17 protein-coding genes are annotated in these 26,222 nt (G+C 70.0%); 11 read left to right on the top strand and 6 right to left on the bottom strand.

Annotated elements, in window-relative coordinates; all coding sequences use genetic code 11:
* Window positions 1–23: 23 nt before the first annotated feature.
* The gene (locus OG588_RS06120) at window positions 24–2,138 is read right to left on the bottom strand and encodes a tetratricopeptide repeat protein (protein ID WP_405946388.1); all 2,115 of its coding nucleotides are present in this window, start codon (window positions 2,136–2,138) and stop codon (window positions 24–26) included.
* A gap of 282 nt (window positions 2,139–2,420) precedes the next feature.
* On the opposite strand from OG588_RS06120, the gene OG588_RS06125 reads away from it, so the two are divergent.
* Complete coding sequence (locus tag OG588_RS06125) at window positions 2,421–5,555, top strand: AfsR/SARP family transcriptional regulator (RefSeq protein WP_405946389.1); 3,135 nt, start codon at window positions 2,421–2,423, stop codon at window positions 5,553–5,555.
* 387 nt (window positions 5,556–5,942) lie between these two features.
* On the opposite strand, the gene OG588_RS06130 is transcribed toward OG588_RS06125, so the two are convergent.
* On the bottom strand, window positions 5,943–7,856 hold the full coding sequence (locus OG588_RS06130; RefSeq protein ID WP_405946390.1) for an N-acetylmuramoyl-L-alanine amidase: 1,914 nt from the start codon (window positions 7,854–7,856) through the stop codon (window positions 5,943–5,945).
* Between the two features lie 386 nt (window positions 7,857–8,242).
* On the opposite strand from OG588_RS06130, the gene OG588_RS06135 reads away from it, so the two are divergent.
* Together OG588_RS06135 and OG588_RS06140 are read left to right on the top strand one after the other, a co-directional pair.
* Entirely contained in the window at window positions 8,243–8,416 is a 174-nt protein-coding gene (locus tag OG588_RS06135) for a hypothetical protein (protein ID WP_405946391.1), read from the top strand.
* A 15-nt stretch (window positions 8,417–8,431) separates the two neighbouring features.
* Entirely contained in the window at window positions 8,432–10,141 is a 1,710-nt protein-coding gene (locus OG588_RS06140; RefSeq protein WP_405946392.1) for an HEXXH motif domain-containing protein, read from the top strand.
* A 48-nt stretch (window positions 10,142–10,189) separates the two neighbouring features.
* On the opposite strand, the gene fxsT is transcribed toward OG588_RS06140, so the two are convergent.
* The 3 genes from fxsT to OG588_RS06155 all read right to left on the bottom strand — a co-directional run bounded on the left by fxsT (window position 10,190) and on the right by OG588_RS06155 (window position 15,476).
* Window positions 10,190–12,775 (bottom strand): FxSxx-COOH system tetratricopeptide repeat protein, encoded by a 2,586-nt coding sequence (gene fxsT, locus OG588_RS06145; protein WP_405946393.1) that lies wholly within the window; start codon window positions 12,773–12,775, stop codon window positions 10,190–10,192.
* A gap of 108 nt (window positions 12,776–12,883) precedes the next feature.
* Window positions 12,884–15,139 carry a hypothetical protein gene (locus OG588_RS06150; protein WP_405946394.1) on the bottom strand — a complete coding sequence of 752 codons (2,256 nt, stop codon included), beginning with the start codon at window positions 15,137–15,139 and terminating at the stop codon, window positions 12,884–12,886.
* Window positions 15,140–15,143: 4 nt separating this feature from the next.
* Window positions 15,144–15,476 (bottom strand): trypco2 family protein, encoded by a 333-nt coding sequence (locus OG588_RS06155; protein WP_405946395.1) that lies wholly within the window; start codon window positions 15,474–15,476, stop codon window positions 15,144–15,146.
* A 461-nt stretch (window positions 15,477–15,937) separates the two neighbouring features.
* Between OG588_RS06155 and OG588_RS06160 the strand changes: the two genes are divergently transcribed.
* Window positions 15,938–16,699: a class I SAM-dependent methyltransferase gene (locus OG588_RS06160; RefSeq protein ID WP_405953060.1), complete on the top strand. Its 762-nt coding sequence runs from the start codon at window positions 15,938–15,940 to the stop codon at window positions 16,697–16,699.
* 355 nt (window positions 16,700–17,054) lie between these two features.
* Window positions 17,055–20,291: an alpha-L-rhamnosidase gene (locus tag OG588_RS06165; protein WP_405946396.1), complete on the top strand. Its 3,237-nt coding sequence runs from the start codon at window positions 17,055–17,057 to the stop codon at window positions 20,289–20,291.
* Between the two features lie 73 nt (window positions 20,292–20,364).
* Here OG588_RS06165 and OG588_RS06170 read toward each other — a convergent pair whose 3' ends face one another.
* A complete protein-coding gene (locus OG588_RS06170; RefSeq protein WP_405946397.1) occupies window positions 20,365–20,793 on the bottom strand; it encodes a secondary thiamine-phosphate synthase enzyme YjbQ in 429 nt (142 codons plus the stop codon).
* Window positions 20,794–20,916: 123 nt separating this feature from the next.
* Here OG588_RS06170 and OG588_RS06175 point away from each other — a divergent pair, with 123 nt between their 5' ends.
* The 6 genes from OG588_RS06175 to OG588_RS06200 all read left to right on the top strand — a co-directional run bounded on the left by OG588_RS06175 (window position 20,917) and on the right by OG588_RS06200 (window position 26,108).
* Window positions 20,917–21,000 (top strand): putative leader peptide, encoded by an 84-nt coding sequence (locus OG588_RS06175; protein WP_350495123.1) that lies wholly within the window; start codon window positions 20,917–20,919, stop codon window positions 20,998–21,000.
* A 125-nt stretch (window positions 21,001–21,125) separates the two neighbouring features.
* Entirely contained in the window at window positions 21,126–22,022 is an 897-nt protein-coding gene (locus OG588_RS06180; RefSeq protein WP_405946398.1) for an ABC transporter permease, read from the top strand.
* Window positions 21,995–22,762, top strand: coding sequence for an ABC transporter ATP-binding protein (locus OG588_RS06185; protein ID WP_405946399.1), 768 nt, complete (start codon window positions 21,995–21,997; stop codon window positions 22,760–22,762). Before OG588_RS06180 ends, OG588_RS06185 begins: the two co-directional genes overlap by 28 nt.
* Window positions 22,763–22,821: 59 nt before the next feature.
* Window positions 22,822–23,847 carry an ABC transporter substrate-binding protein gene (locus OG588_RS06190; protein WP_405946400.1) on the top strand — a complete coding sequence of 342 codons (1,026 nt, stop codon included), beginning with the start codon at window positions 22,822–22,824 and terminating at the stop codon, window positions 23,845–23,847.
* Window position 23,848: 1 nt separating this feature from the next.
* Window positions 23,849–24,991: an LLM class flavin-dependent oxidoreductase gene (locus OG588_RS06195; RefSeq protein ID WP_405946401.1), complete on the top strand. Its 1,143-nt coding sequence runs from the start codon at window positions 23,849–23,851 to the stop codon at window positions 24,989–24,991.
* A 40-nt stretch (window positions 24,992–25,031) separates the two neighbouring features.
* The gene (locus OG588_RS06200; protein WP_405946402.1) at window positions 25,032–26,108 is read left to right on the top strand and encodes an NAD(P)-binding domain-containing protein; all 1,077 of its coding nucleotides are present in this window, start codon (window positions 25,032–25,034) and stop codon (window positions 26,106–26,108) included.
* The last annotated feature ends 114 nt before the right edge of the window (window positions 26,109–26,222 follow it).

Raw genomic sequence — 26,222 nt, forward strand, 5'->3', positions numbered from 1 at the left:
CGACAGTCCTGGCACGGCGCCCGTCAGCGCAGTCTGCGGGCGTCGGCCTGGCTGGTGATCTCGTACAGGGCGAGGGCCCGTGCGTGGAGGTGCCCGGCCGCCGTGTCGTCCCCTCGCTCCCGGGCGCTGTCGCCGAGCATCTCCAGGGTGCGGGCCTGCCAGTGCAGGGCGCCCGAGGCGGTGAACGTCTCAAGGGCCTCACGCATCTGGGCCGTGCCCGTGGTGTGGTCTCCGGCGCGGGCTCGGGTACGGCCGAGGAAGGCGAGGGCCCGAGCCGCGTCGTGCGGGTCGGACACGGCCAGAAGACCGTTCCGGGCCAGGGTGAACGAGGTGACGGCCCGGTCGAGGTCCTGCTCGGCGAGCGCGATCTCGCCGAGCAGAATCCTCGCGAGGGCCACCCCGCGCGGGTATCCGCACTCCGTCCACGTCTCCACCGCACGATCGAGGTCGGCCACCGCCTCGGGGAACCGGCCGCTCTCGAAATGGCATCCGCCCAGGCCCAGCCGTGCCTGTCCCTCGTCCCGTCGGTCACCGGCCTCCCGGGCCGCCCGTAGCGATGCCGTGTACCACTCGACGGCTTCTTCGGTACGGCCCGCGGCGGCCAGGCCGATGGCTCCGGAGTTGAGCATCTGCCGTTCGGCTTCGTGGTTTCCGTCGCTGCGGGCGGCGGCCAGCCCGATGCGGTGCGCCTCGATCCACAGGTCGTAGTGGCGCAGGCGGAGGAACAACGGCCACATCGCGTCGACGAGTTGCCAGGCGGTGGCGTGCCAGTCACGTTCGGCGGCCAGGCGCAGGACCGCCATCAGATGGGTTCGCCTGGAGTCCAGCCAGCCGAGGGCACCGACGTCGTCGTCGAAGGGCACGGGGAGGTGGTCGGCGTACGCGTAGACGCGTGGCAGGGTGAACTGGATGGGTGTGATGCGCTGTTGGGCCTCGGTGGCGGTCCGCAGATACCAGTCGGTGACGCGGCGCTCGGTCCGTTCGCGGTCCGTCGCGGTCTGCGTCGCTGTGGCACGGTCGTGGGCGTGCACCCGGACGAGATCGTGGAAGCGGTATGTGTCCGGCCCGATGTCCTCCAGCATGTTGGCCTCGACGAGTTCGCCCAGCCTTCGCTCCGCCCACGCCGGTGGCTCCGCACAGGCCGCGGCGGCGGTGCGCACGTCGAAGGTGGGCACCGGCAGCACGCCGAGTGCGCGGTAGAGCCGGGCGGGCTCCGGACCGAGCACCCCGTACGACGCGTCCAGCGCGTTCTGCACCGTCCCTTCCCCTTCCACTTCCAGCACGGCCAGCCGGTCCTGGTCCGGGGTGAGCGCGTCGGCGAGGGCGGCAACGGGCTGCCCCGGACGCGCGGCGAGCCGGGCGGAGGCGAGACACACGGCGAGCGGCAGTCCCGCGCACAGAGAGACGATCTGGCGGACCGCGGAGAGTTCACCGGCGACGCGGTCCGCACCGGCGCCCCGGATGAACAGCTCCATACCGGCTGCGGCGCCGAGCGAACCGAGTCGGTGGAACCCGGCCCCGTCCATGCCCAGCCCGGTCAGCCTGTGACGGCTCGTGACGACGACGAGCCCACCGCTTCCGCCCGGTAACAACGGCCGGATCTGTGCCGCGGTGAAGGCGTTGTCCAGCATGACCGCGATCCGCAGGTGCGCGGTCACGGAACGCCACAGGGAGGCCTGTTCGGCCAGATCGCCGGGCACCGAGGAGATTCCGAACCCCCGCAGGAACTGACCGAGGATCTCGCCCGGGTCCGCCGGAACGCTCGCGACGTGTCCGCGCAGATCCGCATACAACTGCCCGTCGGGAAAGGCCGGTTCGTGGGTCCGCAGCCACCGGGTGACGAACGTCGTCTTGCCGATGCCGGCGGGCCCGTTCACCACGATGAGCGACTGGGCGGCAGTGCCGTCGGCGCGCCCCTTGAACAGCCGGTCCAGAGCCGCGTGTTCCTCCACCCGGTCGGTGAAATGGTGCGGGACCGGAAGGAGTTGACGGGGTGTCGGTGGCCGCGAGGGCGGCGGGGCCTGGATGTGGATACCGCCCTGGACGTCGTGTGCCTGGACGGTGGGACCGTACAAGTGGGCGTCGCCGCCGATGACGTTGCCGTCCCGGCCCCGGTCTTCCTCCCGTGCCGCAGACATGCGCCCGTCCTCCCCGGCCGTGTTCCGCTGTGCCGATCAGACGCGTCCTACCCCTGTCCGGGTCCGGACGATCCGGGGGACGACGAAGAAGACCCTGGACAGAAACGATTCAGCCAGCGCGCGGGCACCCCTGGAAACACTCCCGCCTTCCTGTCATGCTCATTCCTCCGTTACCAAGTCCATACCCCGCCGCCATGTTCGCCGAGTGGCTCTGAACCGCGGGAGGCGCTGGTGGAATTCGAGGTACTGGGCCCAGTGGGCCTTCGAGTGAACGGTCGGCGCGTGGAACTCGGCTCCGACAAGGCCCGGATCCTCATGGCGTCGATGGCGCTGACGGCGGGCCGTCCGATCGCGCTGGACACGCTCATGGACCGGCTGTGGGACGACGAACCGCCGCCGCATGCACGTGAGAACGTGCACACATACGTCTCAAGGATCCGCAGACACCTTCGGCTGGTCGACCCCTCCTCGACGGGTGCGGCCCGCATCATCACCCGCGCTCACACCTACACACTGGAGACCGCCCACGCGGCCGTCGACTGGGATCGGTTCCAGCGCCTCGTGGCACAGGCCGGCACCCTCGTGTCCGCAGGCGATCACGATCAGGCAGCCGCCCTCCTCGACCGGTCGGAGCAACTCTGGCGGGGCGAGGCACTGGCAGGTCTGCCCGGGCTGTGGGCCGAGACCGTACGCAGGACGCTGACGGAACGCCGTCTCGGTGCCACCGTCTCCCGGATCGCCGTCCTCCTGCGACTGGGCCGATTCGCGGGCCTCACCGCCGAGTTGACCGCTCTCGTCGAGCGGTACCCCGGCGACGAGACGCTTGCCGGCCAGTTGATGCTGGCGTACTACGCCACCGATCGCTACACGGAAGCCCTCCGCGTCCATCAGGAGATCCGCCAGCTCCTGATGACACAGTTCGGCTCCCGTCCGGGCGTAGAACTGAGACGCATCCACAGCGGAATCCTCGATCGCGCTCCGGTCGGCGATCTCATCAGTGGCGACGGCACGGCGACCCGCTTACCCGCCCGCACCGCCACGGCACCACACCCCGCACCCGACCGAACCCTGCCCACGTCTGCGCGCCCGCCCCGGAATCTCCCCCATCAGCCTCCCCTCGTGGGCCGCCGCCCGGAACTGCGGGCACTCGACGCAGTGGTCGAGACGACGCCGGAGGACGGCGCGCTGGTCAGCCTCGAATCCGTCAGCACGGTCAGTGGCATGGCGGGGGTCGGGAAGACCGCGCTGGCGGTACACAGCGCCCGCCGGGTCGCCGCGAAGTTCCCCGATGCACAGCTCTACCTGGATCTTCGCGGGCATTCATCCGTCGGGGAACCTCTGGATCCCGACACGGCCCTGGCCACGCTCCTACGACTGCTCGGCGCGCCCGCGGAGACCATTCCCCTCGAACTCGAAAGCCGCAGCGCCCTGTGGCGGACGATGCTTGCCGAGCGGCGGGCCGTCATCGTCCTCGACGACGCGGTGAGCGCCCATCAGATCCGTCCCCTGCTGCCCGGCGGCTCCCCGTCCTTGACCATCGTCACCAGCCGACGTCACCTCACCGGCCTGCCGCACGCCCGGCACATTCCGCTCGACGTGCTGCCCGACGACGACGCCGTCGCCCTGTTCTGCGCGTTCGCGGGCGTGGAGCGCGCCCACGGAATCGACGAAATCACCCGGATCGTCCGACACTGCGGTGGCCTGCCGCTCGCGATAGAACTCGTGGCGAGCCGCTTCCGCGCCCACCCTTCGTGGACGCTCACCACATTGGCCGACCGCCTCGCCCGTCCAGAGGGCCGACTGGACGAGATCAGGGACACGGACCAGGACGTAGTGCGTGTTTTCGACCTCATGTACCGGACCCTGTCCGCGGAAGACCGTACGGCGTTCCGTCGCCTCAGCCTGCACCCCGGCCAGGACTTCACCGCGGAGGCAGCCGCCGCCATGCTGGACGTGCGTCCGGTCGTCGCGGAACGCGTCCTTGAGTCGCTCCTCGCCGCGCACACTCTTCGCGAGCCGACACCCGACCGCTACCAGTACCACGACCTGCTGCGGGAGTACGGCCGTTCGAGGTCCGCCATCGACGACAGCGAACAGGAGCGGTCCGGCGCCCTGCGCCGTCTGATCGATTTCTACGCGTCCGCCACCGACCGTGCCGACCGCCTCGCCTATGCCCGCCGCACCAGACCCGGCCTGCCTTGCACCCCGCCCCGCGGTGGAACGCCGCACTGGTCCGACGCCGACGCCGCGCGATCGTGGCTCGCCGCCGAACACACCAACTTGTTGGCCGTGGAGGCCTGCGCCCGTGGCCAAGGGCAGCCGGAAATCGCAGCACGGCTCGCCTACGCCATGTCCGGTTTCCTCAACGCGGAGTGCCACTGGAATGACGCGCACACCGTCCTCCGCCCCGCCGCGGACCACTGGTCCCGGACCGGCGACTCGGCCGCCCTGTGTCGCACCCTGTCGCAGCTGAGCGCCCTGCACGCGCACACCGGCCGCTACCCGGAAGCCACCGAAACCGGAGAGCGCGCCCTGGAGATCGCCCGCAGGACAGAGGACGTGGCCGCGGAGGCAGAGGCCCTACGGACTCTCGGCACCCTCAACTGGCACCTGGGCGAACACCGGACAGCCCTCGTCCTCTTTCAGAAGTCGTTCAGCCTGACGGCCTTGTCCGGCGACCCCTGGGACAGAGCACGCGGATACAACAACATCGCGGTGTCCCTTTTGTTCCTCGGAGAGCACGACAGGGCGCGTGAGCATTTCGAGAAAGCGCTTACGGGATTCACCGAGACAAGCGACTACACGGCACTGGGGAAAGCGCTTAACAACCTCGGCGACCTGGACATGAGAGTCGGGGAACTGGAATCCGCTCGACGCTCTTTCGAGAAGGCGCTCTTCTACTTGGAGCAATCAGGAAATCGTCACGACAGGGCAACCGTACGCGGAAGTCTGGCCGATGCGCTCACCGAGTCGGGCGACACGAATGCCGCATTAATACTGTACCAGGAAACCCTCCTTGAATTCAGGTCCCTCGGCGATCAGAAGAGCCAGGCCGACACCCTGATCGGACTGGGCGAGGCCCACCGCAAGGCGGGAGACACGGCAGAAGCGGTTTGCCACCTCTCGGACGCGCTCGACCTCGCCGAACACATCGGCGCGACCCATCAGCAGGCGCAGGCTCAACGACGGTTGGGGCAGGCCCATTTGACCGCGGGGCGCCTCGTCTCCGCGAGCCATCACCTGGAGATCGCCGTCGCCCTGTCCGCACGCATTCATGACATGGACGAAACAATTCAAGCAATGCACGCGCTGAGCGAGGTGCGATCGGCCTCCGGTGACCTCGCCGCCTCACGGGAACTGCTTGAACGGGCGCTCGGTATTACAAGAAACCACACCCCGGCGAAGGGCGTGCAATAAGCAACCGCTTGGCATGTGTTACCGCGAAAGTGAAAGCGGCGGAATGCACAAACATCTCCGCCTCGGGCGCACCGATGCCCGAACGGGCATCCGAACCTGTTAGGTTGTGCACGTAAATTAACAGGAACGACCAAAAGGAACTTCCGCGCGTGCACATATCGACACTAAAGAGGTCCGGGATGGCCCTCTTCGCCATGGCGGCTCTCGCTCTGGCAGCACCCCACGCAATGGCCGCCGAATCCGCTCCGACCACCAAGGTCGTCGCAGTCGTCGCAGTCACTGAGCTCGACCCGGATCGCTGCATAATTATCTAGATCGGGGCACAATCGATCATTTGGGGTGCCTGGTCCGGTGGGGGCAGCACGCGTGCTGCCCCCACCGGACGGTTCAGGAGACCTGTGAGGCGTCGACCAGGACGACTCGGTGGTTGTACTGGATCGTGTAGTACTTGGCCGCGCCGGTGACATAGGTGTCGCCCGAGACGAAGAAGTCGTCGGCGCTGACCGGCGGTTGGGTGGCGACGTAGGCCTGGCCCGCCGGGAAGGCGTAGACGGTCAGGGGCTTCTGGGTGGACGGGGACAGGCCGGAGGGGTACTCCGACGCCTGCGGGTAGCCGGAGCCGTACAGGGCCGCGGCCTGGTCGCCGGAGTGGAGGACCGTGGCGCCGGGCGCGGCACAGGTGTTGACGCCGCGTGGGTTGTGGAACCACACCTTCGCGCCGCTGAACCAGATGGCGGTCCAGTCGCCGTCGACGTCGGCGACCACGAACTGCTGGCCGGCCTGGACGGTGCTGCCCCAGTCGTGGATCGAGTCGGTGCCCGCGCTCGCGCCCGGGTGGATGGCCGGGTCGGCGAACAGGGGCGCGTCCGCGCTCGGGGCGGTGCGCACCGGAAGGAAGTTGGCGGGCGCGGTGTTCTCGGTGCACTCGGTGGTGGCGCCCGTGGGGTCGTCGGCCGGGCAGACCTGGACGGTCTGTTCGTTGGTCGCGAACTCGGGGCTGATGGTGACCGCCGAACCCACCCTCGGGACACGGCGGGCGGCACTGTCCGCGTGCGCGGCCCTCGTCGGGGCGACCATGTCCATGAACGCGGTCCAGTCCCAGTACGGGCCGGGGTCCCAGTGCATGCCCCGCACATAACTGTCCTGCGGGCCGGGCACGTTGTCGTGGCCGATGATGTGCTCGCGGTCGAGCGGGATGTCGTACTTCGCGGCGAGGTACTTCACGAGATCGGCCGTCGCCCGGTACTGCGCCTGCGAGTACCAGGTGGCACCGTGCGCGGCGTAGCCCTCGTGCTCGATGCCGACGGAGTGCATGTTGAACCAGTAGTTGCCGGCGTGGAACGCGATGTCCTTGGTGTGCGTCATCTGCGTGACGGCCGCGTCCGAGGCCCGCATGACGTAGTGCGCCGAGTCGCCGGACCCCGCCGTCTGGAACGTCTTGATCGCGGCGTCGTACGACGACTCGGTGTCGTGCAGGACGATGTACTTGATCTGTACGCCGTCGTCCGGCCGGCCCGCCACCTGCCCGTTGGAGGCGGCCGCGGCGAGGAAGGTGCAGTCGACCGTGGGCGGGCACTCGGTGTCGGTGGCGGTCACGGCGGCTTTCAGCTTCAGCTCGGACAGTTGCCGCGTCTCAGGGTGGACCGCACGCTGCGCCACGAGGTGAACGCGCTGTCCGTCGATGGTGGTACGCGAGGCGCCCGAGGACACGGTCTTGAAGACACGGTCGGCGAAGAGCTGCGCGGCCTTCCTGTCCGACGACTGGCTGTACTTGGCCACCGCCCCGTACCAGTCGGCCGGATCGGCGGAGCTCTTCCCTTTCAACTCCCTCTGGTACGAGGCGAGCAGGGCGGCACCGGCGCGGATGTTCTCGCGGTCGTCGGTACGCAGCTTCGCCGCCGGGATGTCGGTGAGGTCGGCCGCCGCGTCGAGGGTGTGCAGGGCCGGGTCCGCCGTCAGCGCGGCGAGGTCACCTCGGCCGACGGCACCCGTCGCGCCCCCGGACACCATCTTGGCGGTGACGTCCGTCAGGTTCATCGGGCCGTATCCGCCCGAGGTGTTGTAGTGCCCGTCGTGGTCGTCCCACTGCGACTCCTGGTACGACACGGCCAGGAGCACGGGCAGCGGTACGCCGAACTCCTTGGCCGCGTCAGCGAAGGAGGCCTGCCGGTCGGCGCCCGGGGTCTGCGCGGCCTGCGCCGTCGACGGCAGAACGGCGAAACAGCCCGCGGCGACGGCGCCGCCGGCCAGGATCGCGGCCAGCGTCTTCCGGGGTGATCTTCTACGCGAGGATTGCTGCAAGGATCTTCCCTTGTACGTAGTGCCCTGATGTGTGGGTGGTGCTTGCTTGATGTGCATGGAGTGCCCTGCCGCAGACGTGCGGGGCGACGCCTGCCCGAACCACTATGCGGAAGCTTCCACCATCACCGGGCGGACTTCACAACTCCCGTATGCCGCAGGCGAGTCGGTTCGTGTACGGCGTGGCGGAGGTGCTCACCAGCTGATCTACGAGCCGACCTCGCTCGGCGAGGGGGGCACCGGCGGCAACGTACCGAAGTCCGTTTCAGGGGGCGGATAATCGGCGCTGTTCGGCCGTGGGTCACGCTATTCTGACCCGGCAGTCCACCCTGGACTGTCCGGCCCTGCGGCGGGCCAGGTTCCTCCTGACCCGTAGATGTGGGTGCGGTGTGAGCGAGCAGAACGGCGTCGAAGCGGAGCTGGTCGATCTCCGGGCCGTCGGTCCGGCGGAGATCCTCACCGTCGACACGCCAGTCCTGAAGGCATCGATGCGTCGTCTGCTGAGACGGATCGACGATCCCGCGAGCAGCATGGGCGGATACAACCCGCAGCGCGACGAATAGCCCGGGTGCCTGGCCATGCGTGTCGACACCCAACAACATCGCCTCGCGGCGGCCGACCACCGTCAACTACTGCGCGGACAGGGCGGCCCGGACGCGATCGCGCTGCTCAACGCCGGTGAACGCAGTTGGCGGCTGCTGCTGTTGCGAGCCCTGGCGGACGCCACCGCCCCGTCCGCCGACCTGCCGACCGGCCCGTTGCCCGCGCTGCAGGAGGGCTGGCACCTGCTGACCCGCGCCTGGGCGACCGCCCCCGGCGCGGTGGAACGGCTGCTGCTGTACCCGCCGGTCGGCACCTGGGCCGCGCACACGCTGCGCCGGGTGCGTGACACGGTGCAGGGCGAATCCCCGCTGTGGGCCGAGACCGGCCACCTGCACGCGGTCGCCGCGTCCGCCGCCGTCATGGCCGGGCTCGACTTCCGCACCCGGGTGCCGGTCCGTGCGGGCTGGGCAGTGCTCCCCCGTCTCGGCGGCGCCCGGGTCGCGGCGGCCGACGGACCGTGGGCCGCCGTAGAGGTGGAGTCGACGGCCGGTGTCGTGCGGGTCGGCCCGGTGGCGGTGGGGGCAGCGGGGTGGCACGGGCTGCGGGAGTTGCGCGCCGAGGGCTGCACCCTGCTGCTGGACGACATCGACCCGTATCGGGGGCTGCGCGAGCCGCGCGCGCCCGAGCCCGTGGACACGGCCGACCGATGGGCCGAACTGTTCGCCGGGGCCTGGGAGTTGCTGCTCCGGGACGACCCCGAGGGCGCGGCGGGCGCGGCAGCCGGACTGCGCTCGGTGGTGCCTCGGCCCCGGTCCGAGCGGTACCGCCCGCGCAGCGCCTCTTCGGGCGACGCCTTCGGATCCGTACTGGCTTCCGAACCCGACGACGCCGAGCAGTTCGCATGCACGCTCGTGCATGAGTTCCAGCACCACAAACTCGGCGCCTTCATGCACCTGTTCACCCTGTACGACGACGGCGGCACCGAACGCTTCTACGCGCCCTGGCGCGACGACCCCCGGCCACTGGGCGGACTCCTCCAGGGGGTCTACGCGTTCTTCGGAGTCACCCGCTTCTGGCGGGGGCGGCGCGGGGCGGCGGCGGAGTTCGAGTACACGCTGTGGCGGGAGCAGACGCTCACCGCGCTGGACGGCATCCGCACCGCGCGACGGCTCACCCCCCTGGGACGGGAGCTCGTCGACGAGCTGACGACATGCCTGACGGCCTGGCGGGAGGAGGCGGTGGGAGTCAGGGCCCGGGATGCCGCAGCCCTGGCGGCCGCCGATCACCGGGCCACCTGGCGGGCGTATCACGTCCAGCCCGGATCCGATGCGGTGGCCCGGATCGCCCGGGCCTACGACCCGGCCGGGAACACGCCGCTCGTGCTGCCGCCGGACGAGGGCGTGGTCGTACCGGGCAAACCGTGTCGCGGTCTGGATACCCGGGCGGTGCTGTTGCGGCGGTCGCTCGTCGAAGGTGACGCGGCCGGGCGGGCCGTGGAGGGAGCGCGTCCGGAGGATGTCGCTCTGGTGACGGGTGACCACGACACGGCTCGCGCCCGCTTCACCGAGCGGGTGCTGCGCGGACCGGACCCGGACGCCTGGTCCGGACTCGGTCTGGCGCTGCGTGCGCAGGGCCATCCGGCGGCCGAAGTCCTGCTGAGGCGGCCGGAGTTCGTGATGGCCGTGCACAGTGCGCTCGGGCACAACACGGATCCCGTGCGGCTGGCCGCCGCGTTCCGGCACTGACCCCGGGTCACCAGGGCAACGAAACGGATCTCCGGCACCGCTCCCAGGTCACAGGGGCAGCGGGTCGATGAAGCAGTTGGCGCGTGCCCAGCTCTCCAGGTCGCTCGTCGCCGGGTGTTCGAGGCCGAGCCGCTCACGCATCGCGGCCAGGGTCTGGCCGTGCTGTTCCTCTCCCTCCTCGTCGCGTGCCAGCTCGCGCAGGTCCAGTGCTCTGTTGGCCGCCACGGTCAGCGTCGAGGGGTGCATCTCGCCGAGCACCTCCGTCGAGTGCTCCAGGGTCTCCGTGCCCAGTTCCAGGGCCTCCTGGTGGCGCCCGAGTCCCGCCAGGTCACTGGCCAGGTTGGTCGCCACCACCATGGTCAGCGGGTGCCGTTCGCCGAGCTTGTCGCACATCGTGGCGTAGGCGGCGCGGTCCAGTTCGTGGGCCGCTTCGAGCCGTCCGTCCATGCGGGAGGTGATCGCCAGATTGGCCTGGGCCGACACCGTGTGCGGGTGTTCGTCGCCGAAGACGCGCCGGTACCGCTCCAGCGATGCCTCGGCCAGTTCGCGGGCCCGGTCCAGATGCCCGGTGTAGCGCAGGTCCACGGACAGGCCCAGGGCGGCGGCGATCGTGTCCGGGTGTTCCGGCCCGAACCGCGCTTCCATGATCACCAGTACCTGCTCCGACAGGTCCAGGGCGGCTTCGTGGTCACCCGCCTTCCGCCGGGCCACCGCGAGCACCCGCTTGGCGTGCAGCACGGCCGGGTTGTCCTCGCGCAGGTGGCGCACGTACTGGCTGACGACCTCCTCCTGGCGGTTGCGCGCGTGCTGGTACAGGCCCAGTTCGCGCTCGTCGATGGTGAGGCCCACCCGGGTCAGCAGGGTCTGTTCGTGCTCCGCGCCCAACAGTGTCTGCTTCAACTCCCAGGTGGTGCGGTCCAGTTCGTAGGCCTCCCGGAAACTGCCGACCAGCCGCAGGGCCACCCCGAGGTTGTGCGCCGCGTTCAGGGTGAAGGGGTCGTCCTCGCCGAAGGCGATGGTCGCGGTGTCGAAGACACGGCGGCTCTGGTCCAGCGCCTTGCGGAAGTCGCCCTTGACGCGCAGGTCTGCGGCGACCGCGCCGATGGCGTCCAGTTGGCTCTCCCGGGCCTCGACCGCGCGGGTCGGTGCCGAGGGAGTGAGGGCCTCATGGGCGTTCAGCGTGGCCTCGTTGATCTGTGCGGCCTCCTCGTAGCGCCCCATGCTGAAGAGGATCCAGCCGAGCCACCAGGCGAGTTGCAGAGTCTTCTCGTCATCGGTGCCGAACAGCTCGGTGGCGGCTCGGTGCGCCTCGCGGGTGAACTGCAGAGCACTCTCGTGGTCGCCGAAGCGCTGGAGGTACTTCGCCGTGTTGAACACCAGGTCGCGCACCCAGGGGTCGGTCGAGTGGATGGCGTCGGAGGCCACGACATGGGGGTACAGCTCCGAGTAGCGGTCCCAGTGCGCGTTCGCCTCCGGGTCTCGGGGATCGGCCGAGGCGAGCAGCGACTGCGCGCCGAACCGCATGCGTTCCCGTTCTCTCGGGGTCATCCGCTGGGCCAGCACGATCTGCACGAGGCGGTGCATGTGCAGCGAGTTGTTGCGGGGGTCGATGCGGGCCAGCGAGAACCGCTTGATCTCGCGGATCGCCCGCCCCAGACGCATCGGGTCGGCCAGCGCGGCGTCCAGCTCCGGCGAGATCGTGCCGTGGTGGACACCCGAGAACAGCGAGCGGGGAATCGGCTCGGCCGCGAAGTACGAGCACACCTGGAGCAGGTGCAGCGCCTCGGGGTTGGTGTGCTCGACCCGGTCGAGGGACACGTTCCACGCGGTCGCGACGGACTCCTGGTACAGGTTCGGCGCGCCCTCGAAGAGCAGATCGCTGCGCTTCTCGTTGAACAGGCGCAGGTATTCCTGCGCGGGCATGCCGGTCTGGGCCCGCCAGGCAGCCGCCTGCTCGATCGCGAGCGGCAGATCGCCGAGGGCCTCGGCCAGCAGGTCGGCGTCCTGCGGTGACAGCTCGGGCCCGCGTTTGTTCAGGAGCGCGATGCTCTCCGCCCGTTCGAAGACGTTCACTTCGAGGCAGCCGGCGATGTCCTCCCACTGCGGGTTGCGGGAGGTGATCAGGACCGCGCCGTGCTGCGAGTTCGGGAGATAGGGCGCGAGTGTCTGCGCGTTCTCCGCGTTGTCGAAGACCAACAGCCAGCGGGTGTACGGCACTCCGCGGCGCAGCGCGTCCAGCGCCCGGGCCATGGTGGAGCTCGCGTCGCCGTCGGCGTCGACACCGACGCCGAGCCGGCCGGCCAGGTGGGAGAGGACGTTGACGATGCCGGGAGTGTGCTCGCTGGGCACCCAGCACACCAGGTCGTAGTCGGCCTGGTGCTCGTAGACGTACTCGATGGCGAGCTGGGACTTGCCGATGCCGCCGAGCCCGTACATCGCCTCGGGGAGGACCGCGGTGGGCTGGCGTTCGGCGGCCAGCCGTTCGGCGAGTTCGTCGAGCAGCCGTTCGCGGCCGGTGAAGTTGGGGTTGCGCGGAGGGACGTTCTCCCAGACCGCCGGTGACGGTCCCTGGGAGTGGCGACGTCGTGTCGAAGGCGTGGTCGAACTCTGCGGCGGCTCAGCGACGCTGGACATGGGGTCCCCCTCGGATCCGTTGCTCGCCCCTGGCGGAGGCGATGCCGTTCCCGGGGCCGTTCCCCGGCCGGGCGGTGCGCCGCCCACGCGGTCCAGCCGTCCGCGACGTCATGACGCGTCGCCGTAGACGAGGACGGGCAGATTGTCCGGTGTGTCGAAGATGACGACGAACTGACGGTTCCAGGAAGATCCGACGTCCGCGGGACCGTCGTCATCGTCCTGTCCGAACTGGCGTACGTCGAGACGTCCTTCGGCCATGATGCGCCGGTGGAGGGCGGCGAAGTCCGGCTCCGCGCGCTCGTGGTGGCGCCACATCACGAGCGGAACGCCGTGCCTGAGGGCCATGCTGACCTCGCTGCGGCCGGCGTCCGAGTCGGGTTTCCCGGTCAGCACTCCGGCGACCGGTTCGGCCGCGACCGTGTCCGGCTGGTCCAACGAGCTGACCTGGAACAGCAGTTGACCCGTGGCCCGGTTGGTCCGCTGCCAGTGGTCCTGCCACACCGCGCGCCAGGTCCTGTTGTGCAGGCGGTCCAGGCTGTGCACGACCAGCGGGAAGGACACCGCCGCCTGGGGCAGCCCGCCGGAGGCGATCAGCTTGTCGGGATGGTCGATGAGGTCGAGCGGCAGGATGTACTCGATCTCGACCCGGTCCTCGGGAACCCCGTAGACCTCGCGCAGAGCGCGGAAGGACGCCTCGACCCGGTCGGACAACCGGGTGAGCCGGATGACCCGTTCGGCGAGCGGCATCGGCAGCCGCCGCCAGGCGGCGGGCTGAGGACGGCACTGGAAGTAGAACGACACGGTCCAGCTGTCGGGGTCGTTGTTCGGATCCGGGGCCAGTTCGACCAGCAGCCGGGCCGAGGTGGAGGGTCGCACGGGTGCTCCGACCAGACCGGCCCGCAGGCGGTCCACCTGAAGTGCGTAGCCGCGGCCGCTGTCCTGGGCCTCGGTCGACGTCCCCGTCTCGGCCAACGGGCCTCTGGCGATGTCCAGTTGTACGGCCCAACGCCGGCTGTACTGCCAGATGGTGTCCGCGGTGAAACCGCCCACCGCGCTTGCCAGCAGTCCCAGGAACCGCAGGGCCGCGGGCAGTTCCTCGCCGTCCGTGCCCTCGCAGACCAGATGGACGAACGCCTTCCACGGCTCGTCGCAGTGCGCGGGCATCGCCGGGTCCGCACCGTTCGTGAAGGCCCGGGCGTAAAGAGCGGACACCCGGTGGCCGTTGAGGTCGTCCTGGACCAGTTTCCGCAGGGCTTCACGGAGTCCGAGCCAGTCGGGGGACCCCATGGTCTCCAGGGCATGGAACTCCTCGGCGAGGTAACGGAGTTCACCGATGCCGGACTCGTCGTGGGCGTACGACTCCGCGTAGACGTCGACCAGAGCGGCAAGTCGTTCGGGGTGCGGGGCGAGCCGGTCCACCAGCGCGGCGAGCAGGAACTCGCGGTCGAGGAAGGTTATCTCCGGTTCCTGGACCACCTCCGGCAGGAGCCGCGCGAACAGCGCGTGCCTGGCGTCCCACTCCCGTAGCGGCTCGGCCCGCTCAAGCCACCGGCGGATGGCGGACAGCACCTTGCGTCGGCTGTGGGCCTGCCCCTGCCCGCGGTCCCGCCAGTGCCCGTGGAACCCCGGGTCCGCCAGCAGCCGGGCTGCCGGAAGGACGCTGAGTCGACGGACGTTGCCCTGGTCGTTGCCGACGACGACCCCGATCACCGCACGCTGTCCGTCGACCAGCACGGCGGCGCCGGAGATGCCCTGCCAGCCGTCCGGGACGTCGGGGGCGTCCTCGGCCGTGACCTCGACCGGGCGCATCTCCGAGCGGCTCAGGTTGGCCGGACGTAACCGGCCGCCGCTCTGGTGCACGTTGTAGGCGTGCCGCTCGGTGTGGAGAAAGGCCGGGAAGCCGAAGATCGTGAAGTCGACGATGTCCGAGCCGGGCCAGCCCAGTCGGGGCAGGGACCGGGGATCGGGCGGCCGCCACCCGGAGCCGGTCACCACCAGGAGGGCGGCGTCCAGGCCGGCTTCGGCCTGCTCGCCCCCACCCTCGTCGCGGGGTGCGGGCGACCCGCTCCACACGACCTCGCAGCGATGCCAGGGCCAGTAGCCCGGAGCGTTTCCGCACCGGACCTCGATGACCACCTCCCCGACGTGGGGACGCTCCCTCGGCCACAGCACATGGGACGCGGTGAGGATCAGGTCCTCGTCGAGCAGCCAGCCGGACCCGTGCCCGACCACCTGTCCCCCGGCGTCCGTCAGACTGATCTCGACCAGCCGGTCCGGGGTGCCGTCGGCACCCGGCGCGGCGCCGAGGTGTTCGTCCTCCGCCGGACCGCCACGGTGCGGCTCGGGCGGAAGGGCCGGGGACACCGCGTCACCCAACCGTGTCGCCGGTAGGGGGCGGCGCACTGTTGCGGGACCGGCCTACGTCGTCCGTGACGTTGAGCGTGCCGCGCGGCTTGAGCGAGACCACCAGCCGGGTGGCGGTGCGCCGGGTCCACGAGCGGCCGGCCTTGGCCGTCACGTACCAGCTCACACCCCCCTCGACGCTGTCGCTCCGCTCGGCCTCCACATCCAGCTCGACGCTGATGTCCTGAACACTGAACCCGATGGCCTTGCCCACCCCTTGGCGCTGCGCGGCCTCCAGGTCCTGCCGCAGCGACTCGATGGCCTCGGTCAACGTCAGCCGTCGCACGTTCCGCCCCATTCGGCCCCCCTCCGAAACGCCCACGCGTGTGCCAAGGTCTCATGCGGGTCGGCAGCGCGTGGCCTGTTCAGCACACAAAGTCTGCATCGTCGTTTTACCCAGAGGGCGCAAGGCTGACGCTCGGCTCGGGGCCGACGGGAAGTGACCCCGACGCCGGCTCGTGCGACGGCCTCACGCGAGGAACGACAACCGGACCGTCCTGTTGGGGTTGTCGCGATTCGTATCCGCCAAACTCCGTTGGGGCGAATCCACTTCACCCGCGTTCGGAACATGAGCGGTCGATGCAACCGCACCATGACCACCTCCTGGCTCCAGGATTCTCCCGTCGGCCCTGCCCTGTGGCCGGGCAGCGACATCGACACGAAGCCACGGTGGCTGCGGCGGTCCGCCCTGGAACCTCCCGCGGGGCTAATGTCCGTCGGGTGAGTACAGACGATGCGAACCGGCGCTGGACACGGTCCATGCCCGAGGCCTACGAACGCCACCTGGTGCCGGTCTTCTTCCGGCCCTTCGCCGTCGACCTGGCCGCCAGGGCGGCAGCGCTACGGCCCCGCACGGTCCTGGAACTCGCCGCCGGAACCGGGGCGTTGACCTCGGCCCTGCTCACCGCGGTACCCACGGCCACGGTGGTGGCGACCGACCTCAACGAAGCGATGGTCACCGCAGGATCGGCACGGGAACCCCGTGCGGACTGGCGGCAGGCGGACGCCCAACACCTGCCCTTCGAGGACGACAGCTTCGACCTCGTCGTGTGCCAGTTCGGGGTGATGTTCTTCCCCGGCAGACCCGCCGCCTACACCGAGGTGCGCCGGGTCCTGGCCCCGCGGGGACGGTTCTTGTTCAACAGCTGGGGCCCGCTGGCCTCACACGGATTCGGGGCCGCCTTCCAAACCGCCCTGGAACAGTCCATGCCCGACGGAGCACCCCCGTTCCTGAAGGACGTGCCCCACGGCTACTCCGACCCGGCCGTCGTCACCGCGGACCTGGTGGCCGCCGGACTGACCCTGGCCACCGCCGAGGAGATCACGCTGGAAGGCGTCGCGGAGTCGGCAGCCTCCATCGCCACCGGGTTCTTCACCGGCACACCGGTGAGCGCCGCCGTGCAGGCCCGCGAAGACGCGCAGGCCCTCCAGGCCACCGTCACACAGAAGATGACGGACCAACTCGGCACCGGCCCCGTGACGGCACCGATGACCGCGACCGTCTACACAGCGCACCAGTAGGCAGAACCCTCCCCTCTTCGGAGCCCACGGCCATCGGCTTGGAGAGAGGCGGCCTGAGCGGAACTCTGACGCGGAACCTCCGCACCGGCCGGCAGCCGAGGAGGAAGCGTCGCCGCGCAGCCCTGATCGCGACGTGCCGAGCCCTGCCCAGCACAAGGGTTTGTGGGCCGCGATTGAAACCGTTCAATGCCCTCGCATCCACCTCGCGCACCGACTCCGCCCGGAGTGACGGCGAAGTAGCCCTGTCACGAAAACAGTTGCACGACGATTGACCCCGGCATCACCAGGCTCTACGTTACCCACGCCTCTCATATCTGAATCGATTCATCCCATTCCGTGCGAGTGAGGAGCCGTAATGATCAGCAGGAGGAACATGCTCGCGGGCGCGGTCGCCACGGTGGCAGCAGCGACCATCGACGGCGTACCGACGGTACCGGCGATGGCCGCGCCGGCATCCAGACAGACGCAGGCAGAGACACAGACGCTGCGCGACGGACTGCGCGTCACGGCGCCGACCGTGGAATACGTCCAACACCCGCTGGGGATCGACGCACAACGGCCCCGGCTGAGCTGGCCGTTGGCCTCCGACAGCGTCGGTGTGCGCCAGAGCGCCTATCAGATCCGCGTTGCCACCACCGCGTCACGTCTGTCCCGCCCGGACGTCTGGGACAGCGGAAAGGTCACGTCCGGCGAGTCGGTCCTCGTGTCCTACGGAGGTCCCGAACTCAAGCCCCGGACGCGCTATCACTGGTCCGTACGCGTGTGGGACGCCGACGGGCAGGTTTCCGACTGGAGCGCTTCCTCGTGGTGGGAGACCGGACTGATGGACGCGGGGCAGTGGAGCGCCGACTGGATCTCCGCACCGGCAGGCCTCGTGGACGCGCCGTCCTTCGAGGGCGGTTCCTGGATCTGGTTCCCCGAGGGCGATCCGACCAACAGCGTTCCTGCGGCCACCCGTTGGTTCCGCCGTACCGCCCAACTGCCCGACGGAATCACGTCGGCCACGCTCGCCATCACCGCGGACAACGTGTACGCCGTCTCCCTGAACGGGGTCGAGGTCGCCCACACCGATCTCGACACGGACAACGAGGACTGGAAACGCCCGGCGGTGATCGACGTACTGGCGCGCGTGCGGGCCGGCGACAACGTTATCGCCGTCGCCGCCACCAACGCGACCGAAGGCCCGGCGGGGCTCGTCGCGGTGCTTGTCGTCCGGACCGCCTCCGGTGAGCAGAAGGTGTTCACCGACGCCTCATGGAAGGCCACCAATCAGCAACCAGCCGACGGATGGCGGGAGTTGGAGTTCGACGACGGGGGCTGGCCATCGGTCCGGGTGGCAGCGGCCTGGGGCAGCGGACCGTGGGGACGCGTCGTCCCGGTGTCGTACGCCGTCACCCAACTGCGGCATGAATTCCGGCTGCCGCGTCGGAAGGTCTCCCGCGCGCGCCTGTACGCCACGGCGCTCGGCCTGTACGAGAGCCACCTCAACGGCACCCGAGTGGGCGTCGACCAGCTCGCCCCCGGCTGGACGGACTACCGCACCCGAGTCCAGTACCGGACGTACGACGTCACCGAACTCCTACGACCCGGCACCAACGCCATCGGGGCGTATCTGGCACCCGGCTGGTACGCCGGCAACGTGGGCATGTTCGGGCCCGGTCAGTACGGCCAAGTCCCGGCGCTTCTGGCCCAGTTGGAGGTGGAGTACGCGGACGGGACGAGCGAGCGCGTTGTGTCGGGCGCCGACTGGCGGGCCGCCGCGGGGCCGATCGTCGCCGCCGATCTGCTCAACGGCGAGACGTACGACGCGCGCAAGGAGACTCCCGGCTGGACCTCGCCCGGCTTCGACGACACGGGCTGGCTCGACGTACGAGGCATGGGGGGCGTCGGCGAGATCGGTCCCGACCTGATCGTCGCGCAGGTGGACGGTCCGGTGCGGGTGGAGCGGGAGCTGACACCGAAGAGCGTGACTCAACCCAAGCCCGGCGTCTACGTGTTGGACCTGGGCCAGAACATGGTCGGCTCGGTGCGGCTGCGCGTGTCGGGTGACGCGGGGACGGCCGTCCGGCTCAGACACGCCGAGGTGCTCAATCCCGACGGCACCGTCTACACCGCGAACCTGCGGACCGCGGCGGCGACCGACACGTACACCCTCAAGGGCGGCGGAAAGGAGGAGATCTACGAGCCCCGCTTCACCTTCCACGGTTTCCGGTACGTCGAGGTGACCGGATTCCCCGGCACGCCCTCGGCGAAAGCCGTCACCGGCCGCGTCATGCATACGTCCGCCCCCTTCACCCTCGACTTCGAGACCGACGTTCCGATGCTCAACCAGCTGCACCACAACATCACTTGGGGCCAGCGCGGCAACTTCCTCTCCGTTCCGACCGACACACCGGCGCGCGACGAGCGCCTGGGCTGGACGGGAGACATCAACGTCTTCGCGCCCACGGCCGCGTACACGATGGAGTCGGCGCGCTTCCTGTCCAAGTGGCTCGTCGATCTTCGGGACTCCCGTACCGGGGAGGGCGCGTTCACGGACGTGGCACCGATGGTCGGCACGGTCGGCAGCGGCACGGCCGGCTGGGGCGACGCGGGGGTCACGGTCCCCTGGTCCCTCTACCAGGCGTACGGCGACCGCCAAGTCCTCGCGGACGCCTGGCCGTCCGTCCAGTCCTGGCTGGCGTACCTGGAGAAGAACAGCGACCGACTGCTGCGCCCGGACCAGGGATACGGCGACTGGCTGAACGTCGAGGACGAGACCCCCAGGGACGTCATCGCCACCGCGTACTTCGCGCACAGCGCCGACCTCGCGGCCCGCATGGCCGGGGAACTCGGCACGGACACCGCGCCCTACCTCGATCTCTTCGAGCGGATACGAACGGCCTTCCAGGACGCCTACGTCACCTCCGAGGGCAGGATCAAGGGCGATACGCAGACGGCCTATGTCCTGGCGCTGTCGATGAACCTGCTGCCGGACACGTCGCGGAAGGCCGCCGCCGACCGGCTCGTCGCCCTGATCGAGGCCAAGGACTGGCACCTGTCGACAGGATTCCTCGGCACTCCCCGGCTCCTGCCCGTCCTGACCGACACCGGCCACACCGACGTCGCCTACCGCCTCCTACAACAGCGTTCCTTCCCCAGTTGGGGCTACCAGATCGACCGGGGCTCCACCACGATGTGGGAACGCTGGGACTCCATCCGCCCCGACGGCAGCTTCCAGGACGCGGGCATGAACTCCTTCAACCACTACGCCTACGGCTCGGTGGGCGAGTGGATGTACACGAACATCGCCGGCATCTCGGCGGGCCGGCCCGGCTACCGCGAGATCGTCATCCGCCCCCGCCCCGGCGGAGCCGTGACCACCGCCCGCGCCACGTTCACCTCGGTCTACGGCCCTGTCTCCACCCGTTGGCGGCAGCGGTCCGGCCGGTTCACGCTGACCTGCGCGGTGCCGCCCAACACGACCGCGGAGGTGTGGATCCCCGCGTCCACCCCGGACGCGGTGACCCGCACGCACGGGACGTACCTGCGCCAGGAGGACGACTGCGCGGTCTATCGGGTCGGCTCGGGCACCCACCGCTTCACCACCTGATCAAGGCGGTACGGCTGCCCGGAACGGTCACCGGCCGGGCAGCCGGGGCTGCAGCCAAGGATCGGGACCGGCATCAAGACCCCGCAAGAAAGGTGAGCCGCACCTTTCGCTCAGGGTTGTCCCTGTTCGTATCGACCAGACACACTGACTGCCACGTCCCCAACTCCAGCCGTCCGCCCACCACCGGCAACGTCGCATGCGGCGGCACGAACGCCGGGAGGACATGGTCGCGGCCGTGCCCCGGACTGCCGTGGCGGTGCTGCCAGCGGTCGTCGGCGGGGAGGAGAGTGTGCAGGGCGGCGAGGAGGTCGTCGTCGCTGCCGGCGCCCGTCTCCAGGATCGCCACGCCCGCCGTGGCGTGGGGGACGAAGATGTTGAGGAGGCCGTCCCGACCGGTCGCCGCCCCCTGGAGGAAGGCCTCGCAGTCGCGGGTCAGGTCCATGACCCGCTCCCTGGAACCGGTGGCGACGTTCAGGACGCGGGTGGTGAAGGCAGCTGACATGCCTCCCATCCTGGCCTATCCGCCGGGTTCCACGCCCCGTCGATCGCCCGGCCTGTGATACGAGGGGTCCAGTACGCGAGACACCGTTGACCGTGGCACGCCATCTGACCTATTTTCGGCCGCATGTTGCGTTCAGTTCTGCTCACCACGCGCGGTCACATCGACCTGCTGCGGGTGGCCTCCGCCGCGTGTCGCCGCGGCTGCTGACGTCTTCTTCCGCCCCACCTCTCTTTTCCCGCACTCCGCCGTGCCCGTGCACACCGTCGTGACATGGCGGCGTTGAGGCGTACCCCCCTTCTCACCGGACGCTCTCCCCCACCCGTGGAGCACCCATGAGCATCAGCCATGCCCCGCCCGACTCTTCAGGGCCGGATATTTCTCCTATATCAGGCTCGACGAAGACCGATACGGACGATCTCTCCTCCCTCGATCTCGTCCCCCTCCTCCCCACCTCATCGCGACGCACCCGCGTCCCCCGCTGGCTGCGTCGCACCACCGGCCCCCTCGCACTGCTCGCGCTCTGGCAACTCCTCAGCAGCACAGGCGTGTTGACCTCCGATGTGCTCGCCTCACCCGGGCGGATCTCCCGGGTCGGCTGGGATCTGATCGACAGCGGTTCGCTGGCCTCGGCCATGACCACCTCGCTCCAGCGGGTCGCCATCGGACTGTTGCTGGGTACGGTCATCGGCACCGGACTCGCCCTCGTCTCCGGTCTGTTCAGGGTCGGCGAGGACCTGGTCGACGCGCCCGTGCAGATGCTGCGGACCGTCCCCTTCGTCGGGCTGATCCCGCTGTTCATCATCTGGTTCGGCATCGGCGAGGCTCCCAAGGTCGCCATCATCACGCTCGGTGTGACCTTCCCGCTCTACCTCAACGTCTACGCCGGAATCCGGGGCGTGGACAGCCAGTTGATCGAGGCCGGGGAGTCGCTCGGGCTGTCCCGCTGGGGGCTCGTACGGCATGTGGTGCTGCCGGGCGCGCTGCCCAACGCGATGACCGGGCTGCGCTACTCCCTCGGTATCGCCTGGCTGGCGCTCGTCTTCGCCGAGCAGATCAACGCGGACGCCGGTATCGGCTTCCTCATGGTGCAGGCCCGGGATTTCCTCCAGACCGACGTGATCGTGGTCTGCCTGATCGTCTACGCCTTCCTCGGCCTGCTGGCCGACTTCCTCGTCCGCACCCTCGAAAGGCTGCTGCTGCAATGGCGACCGACGTTCACGGGCCGGTGAGCCCGCAGGCGGCGACCTCCTCGCCGGTGACCACGCAGGCGGTACGGGTCGAGGGGCTGACCCGCTCCTTCGACGGTCGCGCCGTCATCGACAAGCTTCAACTCGACGTGCAACAGGGCGAGTTCGTGGCGCTGCTGGGCCGCAGCGGCTGCGGCAAGTCCACGCTGCTGCGCATCCTCGCCGGGCTCGACCGGGACATCGAGGGCACCGTCCTCGTGCCGCGCCGCAAGGCCGTCGCGTTCCAGGCGCCCCGACTGATGCCGTGGAAGAAGGTGTGGCGCAACGTCCTGCTCGGACTGCCCGGCAAGCCCGAACGGGCCGTGGCAGAACGGGCGTTGGCGGAGGTCGGGCTCGGGGATCACTCCGACGCGTGGCCCAAGACGCTGTCCGGCGGTGAGGCGCAGCGTGCCTCGCTGGCCCGTGCGCTGGTGCGTGAGCCCGATCTGCTGCTGCTCGACGAGCCGTTCGGCGCGCTCGACGCGCTCACCCGTATCAAGGCCCAGCGGTTGGTGGGCGAGTTGTGGCAACGGCGGGGCTGCGCCGTCCTGTTGGTGACCCACGACGTCGAGGAGGCCGTGCTGCTCGCCGACCGGGTCCTGGTGATGGACGACGGCGTCATCGCGCACGAGCAGCGCATCGACCTCGACCGGCCGCGCGACATCACCGATCCCCGGTTCGCCGAACTCCGCGCCGGACTCCTGGAACGCCTCGGCGTCGACACCGCCGCCGAAGCCGCCTGAACTCCCCCACGCGTCAACCCAGTTACCGAGACCAGTTACCGAGAACGGACTCCCCCCTCATGCGACGAAGCCTCGTTCCCGCCGCCCTGTTCCTCCCCCTCACCCTCCTGCTCACCGCCTGCGGCGGGAACTCGGCCGCCGAGACCTCCACCGGCACCGACGGCAAGGGCTCCCTCACGCTCAACGTCGGTGACCAGAAAGGCGGTTCGGAGGCGGTGCTGCGGGCCGCCGGTGAACTCAAGAACCTGGACTACAAGATCAAGTGGTCCACGTTCACCTCCGGTCCGCCTCTCCTGGAAGCCGTCAACGCCAAGGCCGTCGACATCGGCGCCGTCGGCAACACCCCGCCGGTGTTCGCGGCGGGCGCGGGCTCCAAGATCAAGGTGGTGGCCGCCTCGCACGGCAACTCCCAGGGCGAGGCCATCCTCGTACCGAAGGACTCCAAGCTGACCTCGCCCGAGCAGCTCAAGGGCAAGTCCATAGCCGTGGCGCAGGGTTCGTCCGCGCACTTCCAGCTGATCGCCTCCCTCAAGGCGGCCGGGCTCACCCTGAGCGACGTCAAGGTCAAGTACCTCCAACCGGCCGACGCGCTGGCCGCGTTCACCAGCGGCAAGGTGGACGCGTGGACGGTCTGGGACCCGTACACCTCGCAGGTCCTCCAGGCGAAACAGGGCCGCATCCTGACGACCGGTCAGGGGCTGGTCAACGGGCTCAACTTCCAGGTGGCGGCGCCCTCCGCGCTGGGCGACAGCAAGAAGGCCGCGGCCATCAAGGACTATCTGGCACGGCTGCGGCGCGCGCAGGACTGGGTCTACGACCACCCCGACGCGTGGGCCAAGGTGTGGGCGAAGGACACCGGGCTGCCGTACGCGGTGGCGCTGGCCTCGGTGAAGCGGACGAACGCCTCCCGTATCTCGGTGGCCGTCGACAAGCCGCTGATCGCCTCCGAGCAGCAGATCGCGGACACCTTCACCAGCCTGAAGCTCATCCCGCGCAAGGTCGACTTCGCCGAGTTCGTCGACACCCGCTTCAACGGCAGCCTGCCGGCCTCGACGACCGCGCCGCGCGTCTACAAGGAGAAGTGACATGACCGTGCGTCTCCACTGGTTCCTGCCGACCGGCGGCGACGGCCGTACGCTCGTCGACCGGCACGCCTACGGACCCAACCGCGCGGGAGCGGTCCGCGGGGTGCGCTCGCCGGACATCGAGTACCTCGCCCAAATCGCCAAGGCGGCCGAGCAGTTGGGCTTCGAGGCGGTGCTCACGCCGACCGGCACCTGGTGCGAGGACGCCTGGCTGACCACCGTCGCGCTCGCGCAGCACACCGAGCGGCTGAAGTTCCTGGTGGCGTTCCGGCCCGGGGTGATCTCGCCGACGCTCGCCGCGCAGATGGCGGCGACCTATCAACGCCTCACGCGTGGGCGGCTGTTGCTCAATGTCGTCACCGGTGGCGACTCGGCCGAGCAGCGGCGCTTCGGCGACCGTCTCGACCACGATCAGCGGTATGCCCGTACGGACGAGTTCCTGTCGGTCGTCCGAGGGGTGTGGCGGGGAGAGCCGTACGACTTCGACGGTGTGCACTACCAGGTGGAGGGCGGGCTGACGGCGTTGCCGCCGGACCCGGTGCCACAGGTGTTCTTCGGTGGGTCGTCGGCGGCGGCCGGGCCGGTCGCCGCCCGACATGCGGACGTGTATCTCACCTGGGGAGAACCGCCCGCGCAGGTCAAGGAGAAGATCGACTGGATTCGCGGGCTCGCCGAGCGGGAGGGGCGGGACGTGCGGTTCGGGGTGCGGCTGCACACCATCTCGCGGGACTCGTCGGCCGAGGCGTGGGCGACCGCGAACCGGCTGCTCGACGACCTCGACGCCGACACGATCGCCGCCGCGCAGGTGGCGCTCGGGCGCAGCGAGTCGGTGGGCCAGCAGCGGATGCTGGCCCTGCACGGCGGTTCGCGGGCCGAGTTGGAGATCCATCCGAACCTGTGGGCGGGGGTCGGTCTCGTCCGGGGTGGGGCGGGCACCGCGCTCGTGGGCAGCCATGCCGAGGTCGCCGACCTGATCGAGGAGTACCACTCGCTGGGTGTCGAACACTTCGTGCTCTCCGGGTATCCGCATCTGGAGGAGGCGTACTGGTTCGGCGAGGGCGTGATTCCCGAGCTGGCGGCGCGTGGGCTGGTCGAGGGAGCGGCGCGGGCGGGGGTGCCGTTCCTCGTGGGGAGCGGGCGCTGAGCGCGGGAAGATCCATGGCCGCGGTGCTGTTCGTACAGGCGTGAACAACACGTGTGAGGTCGACGTGGTCGTCATAGGCGCCGGGCAGGCGGGTCTGGCCGGCGCCTATCACCTGCGGCGCACCGGTTTCGAGCCGGAGCGCGACTTCGTGGTGCTGGACCACGCGCCCGCGCCGGGCGGGGCCTGGCAGTTCCGGTGGCCGTCGTTGACGTACGGCAAGGTGCACGGGATGCACGCGCTGCCGGGCATGGAACTCACGGACGCGGACCCGGCCCGCCCGTCCGCCGAGGTGATCGCCGAGTACTTCGCCGCGTACGAGCGGGCCTTCGACCTGCGGGTACGGCGGCCGGTGGATGTGAAGGCGGTACGGGAAGGCGAGGGTGGCCGGCTGCTCGTCGAGACGTCGGACGGTACGTGGTCGACGCGGGCGGTGATCAACGCGACCGGCACCTGGGACCGGCCGTTCTGGCCGCGCTATCCCGGTCAAGAGACCTTCCGGGGGCGGCAGTTGCACACCGCGCAGTACCCGGGGCCCGAGGAGTTCGCCGGGCTGCGGGTGATCGTGGTGGGCGGGGGCGCGTCCGGCACGCAGCACCTGATGGAGCTCGCTCCGTACGCCGCCGCGACGACGTGGGTGACCCGGCGTCCGCCGGTTTTCCGCGAGGGTCCCTTCAGCGAGGACGTGGGCCGGGCTGCCGTCGCGCTGGTGGAGGAGCGGGTACGGCAGGGGCTGCCGCCGAAGAGTGTCGTCTCCGTGACCGGGCTGCCGCTGAACGACGCGATCCGGCAGGCGATCACGGACGGGGTACTGGACCGCCGACCGATGTTCGACCGGATCACGCCGACCGGGGTGGACTGGAACGACGGCCGCCATGTGGACGCCGATGTCATCCTCTGGGCAACCGGATTCCGCGCCGCGATCGACCACCTGGCACCCCTGAAGCTCCGCGAGCCGGGTGGCGGCATCCGCGTCGAGGGAACCCGTGCGGTCGCCGACCCGCGTGTCCACCTCGTGGGCTACGGGCCTTCTGCGAGCACCATCGGCGCGAACCGGGCGGGGCGCGCGGCTGTGCGGGACATCAGGCGGCTGTTGGCCGGGGAGACGGTCGCCGCCTGAAGCTGTCCCGGCCCGTCACTTCACGGGGCGGCCGTCAGCATCCTCGCCGACGACGCGCCCACCGTCGCTCCCCCGAGGGCCCACCTCGCCGGTTACCAGCCACCCGCCCGCACC

Origin of the sequence: Streptomyces prunicolor (assembly GCF_045162825.1) — a bacterium.
GTDB classification, from domain to species: domain Bacteria; phylum Actinomycetota; class Actinomycetes; order Streptomycetales; family Streptomycetaceae; genus Streptomyces; species Streptomyces prunicolor.